We start from the raw sequence: 11,721 nt of genomic DNA, 5'->3' as shown, positions 1-11,721 counted from the left end.
AAGTGACCGAAATCTTCACCCGGATCGAACATTCGCGCACCGCCGACGAGGTGGTGCAGCAGATCGAGAGCCTGATTCTCGAAGGCGTCCTGCGCACCGGCGACAGGCTGCCGGGCGAACGCGAACTGGCGCGGCAATTCGAGGTTTCGCGGCCGATCCTGCGGGATGCGCTGAAGGCGCTTGAAGCGCGGTGCCTGCTCGTCACCCGCCATGGTGGCGGCACCTTCGTTGCCGACGTCATCGGGCAGGTGTTCTCCCGGCCGGTGATCGAGCTGATCTCCAGCCACCGCAAGGCGGCGGCCGACTATCTCGAATACCGCCGCGAGATGGAGGGCGTGGCAGCCGAGTATGCGGCGCGGCGCGCAACGGCCGACGACCTCGCTTTGCTCAACGAGATCATGGCGCGCATGGACGCCGCCTATCGCGAAGACGATTTCGAGGCCGAGGCCGAGGTCGACGTGGAATTCCACCACGCCGTCGGCGAATGCGCGCACAACATCATCCTGCTGCACACGCTGCGCTCCTGCTACAGGCTTCTGTCGGAAGACGTGTTCCAGAACCGTCTCCTGGTTTTTGCACTGCCCGGCGCGCGCGAGATGCTGCTCGAACAGCACCGCGCCATTCATTCCGCGATCGTGGCCGGAGATCCGGCTGCGGCGCGCAAAGCCGCGATGGATCACATCGCCTATGTCGAACGCACCACCGCCGAGGCCGAAAGGGCCGGAGACTGGCAGCGCGTTTCCCGGCTGCGGTTGCGCCAGCGCACCGAACCGGGCCCCCAACAGAAAGACTGAAGCAAAGATGACCGAACCGCTGACCATAGACGAACTGAAGCAGCTTGCCCGGCGGCGCGTGCCCAAGATGTTCTTCGACTACGCCGATTCCGGCTCGTGGACGGAAGGCACCTACCGCGCCAACGAGGAAGATTTCGCGAAGATAAAACTGCGGCAGCGGGTGCTGGTGGACATGACCAACCGCTCGCTGAAGACCACCATGCTGGGCGAGGATGTGGCGATGCCCGTGGCGCTGGCGCCCACCGGCATGACCGGCATGCAGCATGCAGACGGCGAAATGCTGGCAGCGCAGGCAGCCGAGGAATTCGGCGTTCCGTTCACCCTCTCCACCATGAGCATCTGCTCGATCGAGGACGTCGCCTCGGTGACGAAGAAGCCTTTCTGGTTCCAGCTCTATGTGATGAAGGACCGCGGCTTCGTGGAAAACCTGATCGAGCGCGCGAAGGCCGCCAAATGCTCGGCGCTGGTGCTCACCCTCGATCTGCAGGTTCTCGGCCAGCGCCACAAGGACCTGCGCAACGGCCTTTCGGCCCCGCCCAAATTCACGGCAAAGCACATCTGGCAGATGGCCACCCGTCCGAAATGGTGCATGGGCATGCTGGGCACCAAGCGCCACACGTTCCGCAACATCGCCGGCCACGTCAAGGGAGTCGCCGACCTGTCGTCGCTGTCTTCCTGGACGGCCGACCAGTTCGATCCCCAGCTGTCATGGGACGATGTGGAGTGGATCCGCAAGCGCTGGGGCGGCAAGCTGATCCTGAAGGGCATTCTCGATCACGAGGACGCGGAACTGGCGGCCAAAAGCGGCGCCGACGCCATCATCGTCTCCAACCATGGCGGACGTCAGCTCGATGGCGCGCCGTCCTCGATCTCGGTGCTGGAACCGATCGCGGACAAGGTCAGCGACCGGATCGAGGTGTTCATGGATGGCGGCATCCGCTCGGGGCAGGATGTGCTGAAGGCCCTGTGCCTTGGCGCGAAGGGCGTGTTCATCGGCAGGCCTTTCCTCTACGGGCTGGGCGCTCAGGGCAGGCAGGGCGTGACCAATGCGCTGAACATCATCGCCAAAGAGCTGGACACGACCATGGCGCTGTGCGGCAAGCGCGACATCCGCGACCTCGGCAAGGACATGCTCTACAGAGGCTGACAACATGGCCGGCAGCATCGATTTCAGCCATGCCCGAACGCCACCGGGCCTGCGCCTCTATGCTGTCGGCGATCTCCACGGCCGCCTCGATCTGCTCCGGGCTCTCCATCGCCATGTGGATATGGAGTTGCAAGCCGATGCGCCGGCGGATTGGCGCATCGTCTATCTGGGCGACTATGTGGATCGTGGCCCGGATTCGCGCGGCGTGCTGGAATTTTTGGCTGAGGCGAAGGCCCGCGACCCGCGCCATGTCGTTCTGGCGGGCAACCATGATCTCGGCCTGCTCGACTTTCTGGCCAAACCCGATCCCTGCGGGATTTTCATCACGCATGGCGGCATCGAAACGGCTGCGTCTTATGGCGTTCATGCCGCGCATTTCGGCGCCGTGGAAGAAGGCGGCGATGCCCTGCGTGCATTCCATGCGGCGCTGGCGGCCGCGATACCGCAACCCCATCTGGCCCTACTCCATGCGCTGGAGACGTCGTTCGGGTGCGGCGACTTCTTCTGCTGCCACGCCGGCATCCGGCCGGGCGTGGCGCTGGAGCGTCAGTCAGTGGACGATCTTGTCTGGATCCGCGGCGAATTCCATCGCCATGAAGGGCTCTATCCTAAGGTGATCCTGCATGGCCACACCCCGTCAGGCGAGGTTACGGTGAGGCCGAACCGCGTCAACCTCGACACCGGCGCCTATCGCACGGGAAGGCTGAGCGTCCTCCGCGTCGAGGAAGCGCGCAAGACGATACTGACGGTGAGGCAAGAAGGCGTGTTTCAGTCCAGCGCTGCGGTGACGCCGTAGCCGTCAACCGCATTGTGGTCGTTCGCCGCGTCAGCGGCATAGATACCGAAACCACCGATGGCGAGACCGGAGAGCATGGCGAAGGTCAGAAGGGCTGCTTTCACTGAGGTCATCTCTGAATTCTGTCTGCTGCTCATCCTGCACGGATATGATTACCATTGCATTGAAACGCAGAAATCCCGGAAGGGTTCGTCAGCAGAAAGGAAAAATCTTTCGGCCCAGCGCCATGCCTTTGCGAGCGCGTTCTAGAAGCCGGGGAAGGCCGCGCCAAGGCCTGAAACGGCCCTCCACAGGAGTTTCGCCGCGACGTGCCAAAATTGTCACGCCCCGAGACATGGAAGAAGGCGAACCTCATGCCCTGATCGCGGAAACCCAGGCGCGGGCAATGGACAGTCCCGCCGCATCCGCCTGCTGCCCTCTTGTGGCCGCTTCCTCGTCCAGATCTTCCGCCCAGCCGGGGCGACGCTCCGCGATCGTTGCCGCGAAAAGCTCGCTCCATTGCCGCACCAGCCCGGTATCGGCCTCGAAATGGAACTGGAAGCCATAGGTGGCGCGGCCGATGCGATAGGCCTGATTCTGCGCCACCGCGCTGCCGGCAAGGCGCGTCGCGCGCTCGGGCAGCGAGAAGGTGTCGTCATGCCACTGGAAAATGGGGAAACTTTGCGGAAGCTTACCGAGCACCGTATCGCCCGCCGCCTCGGGTGCCAGGTCGACCTGCTGCCAGCCGAATTCGCGGGCTCCGCCGATCCGGTTCTCGCCGCCGAAGGCGCGGGCGATGAGCTGGCTGCCGAGGCAGATGCCGGCAACGGCCCGGTCTCTCGCTTCAAAATCGCGGATGAGGTCGAGAAGTGCCGGGAAATAGGGGCTGACATCGTCGGCAAGCGCATTCTGCACACCGCCCAGCACGATCAGCGCGTCATGGCCTGCCGCATTCAGCGGAAGCGCCTCACCCAGATGAGCCCGGCGCATGTCGATCGCGCCGCCGGCTTCCTCGAGGGCCGCTCCCATCTGGCCAAGGCCGGTATTCGCGAAATTTTCCACGACAAGAACACGCATTGACTCAACCCACCCGTGACAAAGCTGTGTCGACCGATACCATGGCCGGCACAGGCAGGCCAAGCGATGCAGGCCTGTCGCCAGCCGGCAGTTTCGGGAAAAAGCTATGCCACTGCAGAACCGGGTCGATCCCTTCGGTGCCATCCATGCGGTGGCGGAACGCGGCATGTTCACCGGCAATCGCGGCATAATCCACGATCCCGACACCAGAACCCTGCTCCCGCGCCGCTGGACGACGAAGGCATGGATCATCTGCGAATGCGATTTCGGCGAACGGCGGCGCATTCCCATGGGGCGCAATGGGGGCAGCAACCGGTCCGGCGCAAAAGCAGGCTGGACTGAACTGTTCTTCCTCGATGAGGTGACGGCTCTGGCGGCCGGGCACCGGCCCTGCTTCTATTGCCGGCGCGAGCGGGCAAAGGATTTTCTTGGCCGGTTCGCAACGGCATCCGGCATCGCCGCGCCGCGTGCGCCGCAGCTCGACACGCGCCTGCATGGCGAAAGGCTGGGCAGCGGGACAAAGCCGGCGATGATGACGCCCGCCGACATCGCGAAGCTGCCGGAGGGCGCCATGTTCAGCACTGGCGCCAGCTGCTTCACCAGACGGGATGGCCGCTATCTGCAATGGTCGTTTGCCGGCTATATTTCAGCTTCAATACCGGAAGCAGACGGCTTTGTGCTGCTGACCCCGCCAACCACCGTGGCCGTGCTGCGCGCAGGCTACCGGCCAGACTGGCATGCTTCTGCGGGTGCTTGACGCGAAGGCCCACCTGCCGCATCAAGCGCCGATGCGCGCCAATTACAAGCTCCAGAGACTTTTCGTGCCCGGCGATCTTGCGGCAGGCATGGAAATCGACGCCGATCCGCAGCAGAGCCATTACCTCGCCCATGTGCTGAGGCTTGGTCCGGGCGCGGAGCTTCTCCTGTTCAACGGCCGCGACGGGGAATGGTCGGCTGCCGTTTCCGAGGTCAGGAAGAAGGTGGTGCGGCTCACCGTGAGCAGCCTGCAACGCCCGCAACCGGCCCCCTGCGATCTGGTCTACTGCTTTGCGCCCCTCAAGCAGGCAAGGCTGGACTATCTGGTGCAGAAGGCGGTGGAGATGGGTGCGGGGGTACTGCAACCCGTTCTCACCCAGCACACGCAGGTGACAAAGACCGGCCCCGACCGCCTGCGCGCCAATGTGATCGAGGCGGCCGAGCAATGCGGCATCCTTGCCGTGCCGGAGGTGCGCGAGGCGGTGCGGCTGGAGCGCCTGCTGTCCGGCTGGGACAGGCAGCGACGGCTGATCTTCTGCGACGAGGACGCCGCCACCAACAACCCCGTTGCAGCGCTGCGGGCCATCGGCGAGAAGCGGCTGGCGCTGCTGGTCGGCCCGGAAGGCGGCTTCTCCGAAGACGAGCGCCGTATGCTGCGGGCGCTCGATTTCGTCACTGCCATTCCGCTCGGGCCGCGCATATTGCGCGCCGATACGGCAGCGGTCGCCGCACTCGCCGTCATTCAGGCAACGATCGGCGACTGGTAGGATCAGAGCGCCGGACCAAAAAGGGACTCCGGTTTCCGGTTGTTCCGATGCCCTCTCGACAGTCAGATCGTCCTTTGTGCGCCCGAATGGGCGCAGGGCGATTTAGGCGGTTTCGGCCACCGGCTTCTTCGGCCGCGTTTTCCGGCGCGTCAGGCGGGCCGTCGTTGCCTTCAGCTTCACCGCCGGCTTGTCGTCGAGCCCTTCCTTCACCGCCTCGGCAATGGAGAAGGCGACGAAATCCGCGCTGATGGAAACTGCCTCGATGAATTTTTCGCCGTCGGCACGCGGCATGAGGATGCCGACCCGCAAGGCGGGCCTTGCCCGCTTCAGACGCCGCACCGCATGTCGGGCGTGAGCCAGCGAGGCCGTGTTGAGGAACGCCACGATGACGGTATCGACATCGGTCAGCGGCAGGGAAGAAACGGCACGGCCTTCCAGAACGGCATGACCAGCGGTGATCACCTCGGCGCCCTGCACCTCCAGAACCTGCGCCAGCATGACGGCCGCGGCATCGTCCAGCTCGCCGCGCCCGCCGAGACACAGCAAGGAGCGCCCTTCGCCATCCGGCAGGTCCGGTGTTTCGATACCGTTCGCGCCGGAAGCCGTGGAGCCCTTGTCGGCTTCGTCGGCCGTCTCCTCGTCTTCGTCCTCTTCTTCCTGCGCCACGTCTTCCAGATTTTCGACCAGCGCCAGCGCGCTGGATGCCAGCTTGCGGCGCTGCTCGTCGGTCATGACGCCACGCTGGCGATCGGTCTCGCCGATGAGCAGGGCGGGAATACCGATATGGTCGTAGTAGTCGACCAGATAGCGCTCCTCCAGAAATTCCTCCGCATAATCGGTCGCCTCGTCGGGATCGCCAGCCAGCAGGCGCTGGTAGAGCCGGGCATGCGGCTCCAGCACCGGCTCGTTGCCGAGCATCACGTCGAGAAACGCGAATTGCGGCACATGACGGCCGAGCACGACGAGGCAGACCGTCAGCGGCGTCGAGATGACCAGGCCGAGCGGCCCCCACAGCCATGTCCAGAAGATCGCCGCAACGATGATGGCGAGCGACGACAGCCCGGTGCGCGACCCGTAGAGCCACGGCTCCATGATGTTGTTGGAAATCAGCTCCATCACGAGGAAAAGCCCCGCCGTCCACAGCACCATCGACCAGCCGGGCGCGACGGCCAGCGCCAGAAGCATCGGCAAAAGCATGGCGATGGCCGGCCCGATATAGGGCACGAAGCGCAGAACCAGCGCCAGCAGCCCCCACAGCAGCGCATTGGGAATGCCGATCAGCCACAGACCGATGGTTATGGGAATGGCATAGGTGGTGTTGACCACGAGCTGCATGAGCAGGTAGCGCCCGACGCGCTTGCCGGCATCCTGCAACGCCTCGGTGGTGCGGTGAAGGTCGCTGTAGCCGACAAGGCGGATGAAGCGGTCGCGCAGGTCCTCGCGCTCCAGCAGCATGAAGATGACGACGACGATAATCAGGCCGGCGGTGGCGAAGGGAGCTGCCAGCGGCACGATGACGTTCTTCAGGATCTCGACGGGGTTCTGGCGCGAAACGATCTCCACCGGCAGCGGCTCGCGCGCCGGCTCCTGCGGCTCTGCCTGCTCGGGCACAAGGGTTCCGCGCTGGAGCTCGGCCCCCACGCGTTCGACCGCATTGCTCAGCCGCTCGATGATGCCGCCATTGGCCCCCACCTCCCGCAGCGACCGGACCTTTTCCAGAATGTTCGACTGATAGGTGGGAATGTTCTGCGCCAGATTGCTGACCTGCGTGGCGACGACGAAGGAAAAGAGCCCGATGGCGAGAAAGGCGAGCGTCACCGTCACCACCACCGCCGGAACCTTCGGGATGGAGCGCTTGCGCAGCGCCGACACGATGGGCGCCAGCGCGAAGGTCAGCAGGAAGGCGATCGCCAGCGGCAGGAACACCTCGCGCCCGAGATAGAGGATGGCGACGACGCCCACCATGGTGACGGCGGTGGGTACGAAGGGGCGCACATAATCGCCCTTACCGGACGCGTTCGCCGGACGCTTTTCCGCTTCATCCGTTGCAGCCATGGCAGTTCCCCCTCGCCTGTGGTGATGCGCACATTACGCTACAACCGGAAATGTCGCAGCCCGCGCAAGGTTCCCGGCCCTCCCGGGCGAAACATCCATGCTACGCATCCGCGCTTGCGCAGCATGAAGTTTCGTTGAAGCCTGGCTCTACAGTTTTCGCTTGATCGGGTACGGTCATATCGTCCAACTAGCCCGAAAATTTCCCGGAAAGCCCCGGCAATGAGGTATTCATGGCGCGCGATACGACCGATTTCAGCCCGATAGAGGGCATCGACGAGCTGGTGGATTACCTGTCCGATGGCTGCAAGCCGCAGGAGAAATGGCGCATCGGCACCGAGCACGAGAAGTTCCCCTTCTATGTCGATGGCCATGCGCCGGTGCCCTATGGCGGCGAGCGCGGCATCCGCTCCCTGCTGGAAGGCATGCAGGAGAAGCTGGGCTGGGATCCGATTGTCGACGCGGGACGCATCATCGGGCTTGTCGAGCCGACAGGTCAGGGAGCGATCAGCCTTGAACCCGGCGGGCAGTTCGAGCTTTCGGGCGCGCCGGTGGAAACCATTCACCAGACCTGCCGCGAGGGCAACGCGCATCTGGCGCAGCTGCGCGAGATCGCCGAGCCGCTCGGCATCCGTTTCCTCGGCCTCGGCGGCAGTCCGAAATGGACGCTGGCCGAAACGCCGGTGATGCCGAAATCGCGCTACGAGATCATGACCCGCTACATGCCGAAGGTCGGCAGCCACGGCCTCGACATGATGTACCGCACTTGCACCATCCAGGTTAACCTCGACTTCGGCAGCGAGGCGGACATGCGCCGCAAAATGCAGGTTTCGCTTAAGCTGCAGCCGCTGGCGACGGCGCTGTTCGCCAACTCGCCCTTCACCGATGGCAGGCCCAACGGCCTGCAAAGCTGGCGTGGCGAGATCTGGCGCGACACCGACAATGAGCGCTCGGGCATGCCGCGCTTCTGCTTCTCGCCCGATTTCGGTTTCGCCGATTATGTCGAATGGGCACTGGACGTGCCGATGTACTTCGTCATCCGTGACGGGCAGTACCACGACATGACGCACATGACCTTCCGCCAGTTCATGGACGGCGCAGCCCGAAACGAACTGAGCGACGGGTTGCCGACCATGGGCGACTGGGCCAACCATCTTTCGACCCTGTTCCCCGATGTGCGCCTGAAGCGCTTCCTCGAAATGCGCGGCGCCGATGGCGGCCCGTGGCGGCGCATCTGCGCCCTGCCGGCCTTCTGGGTGGGCCTGCTCTATGATGAGGAGGCGCTTGCCGCCGCCGAGACGCTGACTTCGAGCTGGACATATGAGGAAGTCGTGGCGATGCGCGACGCGGTGCCGGCTAAGGGTATCGCCACCCCGTTCCGCAACACCACGCTGCGCGAGATCGGCCGCGAGGTGCTGGCGCTCTCCCGGCTCGGCCTGAAGAACCGCGCCCGCCTCAACCGCGACGGCTACGACGAGACCTCCTTCCTGCAGACGCTGGACGAGGTGGTCGGCCGCGGCACGACGAGCGCCGAAGAGATGCTGTCGGCCTATCACACGCGCTGGGGCGGCTCGATCGAACCGGTGTTCCTCGAATACGCATATTGATCGGGCGCCTCACTGCGGCAGCAGGATTCCGGAGCCTTTTTGCCTGTCTCCACGGGGCAGAAAGGCTTTAACCCTTTGCGTTGAGGCAATTGCCAACGCAAAACCGCTTCGCACTTGCGCCGGAATTGCTATAGGTTCTTCGTACAATTTGTCGGAGATCCGCCTATGCAAAACCTGTTCGAAATGCTGACCCAGGCCCAGAACGGTCAGGGCATGGAAGCGCTCGCCCGGCAGTTCAACCTCTCGCAGGAGCAGGCGCAGGCTGCCGTTGAAGCGCTTTTGCCCGCCTTCTCGCAGGGGCTGAAGCGCAACACGGCAGATCCCTACGGCCTCGGCAGCTTTCTCAATGCGCTGTCCAGCGGCCAGCACGCGAAATATTTCGAAGATGCCAGCCGCGCCTTCTCCCCGCAGGGCATCGAGGAAGGCAACGGCATCCTCGGCCATCTGTTCGGCTCCAGGGACCTCTCGCGTGCCGTGGCCGCGCAGGCCGCACAGGCCACCGGCCTCAGCCAACAGCTTCTGCAACAGATGCTGCCGGTCATCGCCTCGATGGTCATGGGCGGCCTGTTCAAGCAGACCGCCGCCCAGCCGCAGGCAGCCGCCGGTTTCGGCGACAACCCTCTGGGGCAGATCATCGGCGAGATGATGAAGCAGATGGGTGGCGGACAGGCCACACAGGGCCGGAGCGCGCCGCAAGGCGGCAGCAATCCCCTCGGCGACAATCCGTTCGGCAAGATCCTGACCGACATGTTCGGCGGCGGTCAGGCTGCGCCGCAGACCCGGCAGCAGACGCAAAGCCCGGCACAGAACCCGTTCGGGGATACTCCGTGGGGCAAGATTCTCACCGACATGCTGGGCGGAGCGGGGCAGGCAACGCCCGAGCCGCAGACCCGCACCCAATCCCGCAAGCCGCGTCAGGCTGATTCTGGCGAAGCCGCGAAAAACCCGTATGACGATCTGTTCGGCCAGATGTTCGAGACCGGCCGAAAGCAGCGCGACGAGTACCAGAAGGGCATGGAATCGGTCTTCGACCAGTTCCTGCGCGGCATGGACCGCAACCGGTAGAGCGTTTCCAGGAAAAGTGGAACCGCTTTTCCGGTTCGGAAACGTGACAAACCAAAGGCTTAGAGCTTCCACGTTGGCATAAAAAAAGCCCGGTGCCCTTATGCCGTTGCGGCGAAAGGAACCGGGCAATGCAGGCAAGCCGGAGGGGAACCGGGCGGGAGGATGCCTGCTCGGGGAATTCAGACGGACTTCGCGGACACCGTCAGGCCTGCGCGCGCATCGGCGATGGCCATCAGCCGCGCGGTGGGGTCATCTGAAAGCGAAACCTCGGTCGCGGCATCGAGATCGGCGCGGGTGATGCCGATATCGGCAAGTTCCGCGTCGGTCATTTCTGAAAGCCGGCGGAATGTGCGTCGATTCCTCCACAGCGTCACCAGCCGCAGGACAGCATGGCCAAGGCGGGTGACGGCCGAAGGCCGGACAGACAGGCGCGACGTTTCTGCAGCGCAGTCACAGGCAGTCATTTCACCGTTCTCCGACATCTGCGCGCAACGATACCCGCCATCCGTGATGACGCGTTCGTGGGCGCACTTTCCATTCATTGTTGGGTCGACACGAGGCAGGACATCGGGCGAAACGCACATCGCATCCGGCCTTGTGCAGGCATGGTCTGTTTGTCACAGGCAGATTGATTAATCCAACGAATGTTTTTAATGTTTGAGATCAATCTTGCTGATAGGTATGCCGATGAAGCCGCCCCTTGATCTCGACCAGTTGCAAACCTTCATCACCATTGCCGATACCGGCAGCTTCACGCGCGCCGCCGAAGGCGTGCATCGCACCCAGTCGGCGGTGTCGATGCAGATGCGGCGGCTGGAGGAGCGCATCGGCAAGCCGCTGTTCGAAAAGGAGGGCCGCACCAACCGGCTGACTGAAGAGGGCGAGCGGCTGCTTTCCTATGCCCGGCGGCTGCTGTTTCTCAACCGCGAGACGCTGGCCGCCTTCGACGACCAGCGGCTGGAAGGCACCATCCGCATCGGCACGCCCGACGATTATGCCGACCGCTTCCTGCCCGAGATCATGGCGCGTTTCTCGCGCTCCAACCCGCGCGTCGAGCTGACGGTGGTGTGCGAGCCGACACCTGGGCTGGTCGACCAGATCAGGCGCGGCCAGCTCGACATCGCGCTCGTCACCCACAGCGATGCCCGCGGCCAGTCCGAAGTGGTGCGGCGCGAGCCCCTGCTGTGGGTCAGTTCCGTCAACCACGCCACCCATGAGCAGGAGGTGCTGCCCATGGCTTTCGGACGGCCGACATGCGTGTGGCGGCGTGCTGCCTGCGACGTGCTCGACGGCATGAACCGCGAATACCGCATTCTGTTCACCTCCTTCTCGGCCACCGTCATCACCGCCGCCGTGCTTTCCGGTCTCGCCATTTCCGTGCTGCCGGAATGCGCGCTGCGGCCCGGCATGCGGGTTCTGGGCGAGGCGGACGGTTTCGGCCCCCTGCCCGACTGCCGCATCGGCCTGATGCGCGGCCAGACCGACCAGCCCGAGATCGTCGACGCGCTGGCCCGCCACATCGCCGAAAGCCTCGACAACATCTCGGTGCCGGCACTCGACGATGCGACCGGGCTCGGCTTTGGAGGGCAGGCATTCAACCGCGCGCGGCGCAGCGCACCGACGGTGTTGCCCGGCTGGTGAGGAAACAGCGGACAACGCCCCGCACGCCTTGACCGGGCGC

At 64.4% G+C, this 11,721-nt stretch carries 12 protein-coding genes; 8 read left to right on the top strand and 4 right to left on the bottom strand.

Features of this window, described 5'->3' with window-relative positions; translation table 11 throughout:
• Positions 1-2: 2 nt before the first annotated feature.
• Genes AC5XE7_RS08880 through AC5XE7_RS08870 form a run of 3 tightly spaced genes read left to right on the top strand, consistent with a single transcriptional unit; the run spans position 3 to position 2,737 of the window.
• Positions 3-794, top strand: coding sequence for an FCD domain-containing protein (locus tag AC5XE7_RS08880; protein ID WP_495365714.1), 792 nt, complete (start codon positions 3-5; stop codon positions 792-794).
• Positions 795-801: 7 nt separating this feature from the next.
• On the top strand, positions 802-1,941 hold the full coding sequence (locus tag AC5XE7_RS08875) for an alpha-hydroxy acid oxidase (protein WP_495365713.1): 1,140 nt from the start codon (positions 802-804) through the stop codon (positions 1,939-1,941).
• Positions 1,942-1,945: 4 nt separating this feature from the next.
• Positions 1,946-2,737 carry a metallophosphoesterase gene (locus AC5XE7_RS08870; RefSeq protein ID WP_495365712.1) on the top strand — a complete coding sequence of 264 codons (792 nt, stop codon included), beginning with the start codon at positions 1,946-1,948 and terminating at the stop codon, positions 2,735-2,737.
• Here AC5XE7_RS08870 and AC5XE7_RS08865 read toward each other — a convergent pair.
• Together AC5XE7_RS08865 and AC5XE7_RS08860 are read right to left on the bottom strand one after the other, a co-directional pair.
• Positions 2,710-2,850 (bottom strand): hypothetical protein, encoded by a 141-nt coding sequence (locus tag AC5XE7_RS08865; protein WP_280199108.1) that lies wholly within the window; start codon positions 2,848-2,850, stop codon positions 2,710-2,712. The two genes, AC5XE7_RS08870 and AC5XE7_RS08865, sit on opposite strands and share 28 nt — an antisense overlap.
• Before the next feature lie 238 nt (positions 2,851-3,088).
• Positions 3,089-3,793, bottom strand: a complete 705-nt coding sequence (locus AC5XE7_RS08860) for a type 1 glutamine amidotransferase (protein WP_495365711.1) — start codon at positions 3,791-3,793, stop codon at positions 3,089-3,091.
• Positions 3,794-3,899: 106 nt separating this feature from the next.
• On the opposite strand from AC5XE7_RS08860, the gene AC5XE7_RS08855 reads away from it, so the two are divergent.
• Positions 3,900-4,550: a hypothetical protein gene (locus AC5XE7_RS08855; RefSeq protein WP_495365710.1), complete on the top strand. Its 651-nt coding sequence runs from the start codon at positions 3,900-3,902 to the stop codon at positions 4,548-4,550.
• A gap of 31 nt (positions 4,551-4,581) precedes the next feature.
• Positions 4,582-5,316 carry a 16S rRNA (uracil(1498)-N(3))-methyltransferase gene (locus AC5XE7_RS08850; RefSeq protein WP_495365875.1) on the top strand — a complete coding sequence of 245 codons (735 nt, stop codon included), beginning with the start codon at positions 4,582-4,584 and terminating at the stop codon, positions 5,314-5,316.
• Between the two features lie 102 nt (positions 5,317-5,418).
• On the opposite strand, the gene AC5XE7_RS08845 is transcribed toward AC5XE7_RS08850, so the two are convergent.
• Complete coding sequence (locus AC5XE7_RS08845) at positions 5,419-7,371, bottom strand: AI-2E family transporter (RefSeq protein WP_495365709.1); 1,953 nt, start codon at positions 7,369-7,371, stop codon at positions 5,419-5,421.
• Positions 7,372-7,601: 230 nt separating this feature from the next.
• On the opposite strand from AC5XE7_RS08845, the gene AC5XE7_RS08840 reads away from it, so the two are divergent.
• Positions 7,602-8,975 (top strand): glutamate--cysteine ligase, encoded by a 1,374-nt coding sequence (locus AC5XE7_RS08840; RefSeq protein ID WP_495365708.1) that lies wholly within the window; start codon positions 7,602-7,604, stop codon positions 8,973-8,975.
• A 165-nt stretch (positions 8,976-9,140) separates the two neighbouring features.
• Positions 9,141-10,040, top strand: a complete 900-nt coding sequence (locus AC5XE7_RS08835; RefSeq protein WP_495365707.1) for a DUF937 domain-containing protein — start codon at positions 9,141-9,143, stop codon at positions 10,038-10,040.
• A gap of 179 nt (positions 10,041-10,219) precedes the next feature.
• Here the strand turns inward: AC5XE7_RS08835 and AC5XE7_RS08830 are convergent, their stop codons facing one another.
• Positions 10,220-10,504 carry a DUF1127 domain-containing protein gene (locus tag AC5XE7_RS08830; RefSeq protein ID WP_183826505.1) on the bottom strand — a complete coding sequence of 95 codons (285 nt, stop codon included), beginning with the start codon at positions 10,502-10,504 and terminating at the stop codon, positions 10,220-10,222.
• 223 nt (positions 10,505-10,727) lie between these two features.
• Here AC5XE7_RS08830 and AC5XE7_RS08825 point away from each other — a divergent pair, with 223 nt between their 5' ends.
• Positions 10,728-11,681, top strand: a complete 954-nt coding sequence (locus AC5XE7_RS08825) for a LysR substrate-binding domain-containing protein (protein WP_495365706.1) — start codon at positions 10,728-10,730, stop codon at positions 11,679-11,681.
• Positions 11,682-11,721: the final 40 nt, after the last annotated feature.

The organism is Aquamicrobium sp. YD-1-mutant5 (assembly GCF_059509755.1).
This window is presented reverse-complemented; position numbering and strand designations above follow the sequence as displayed.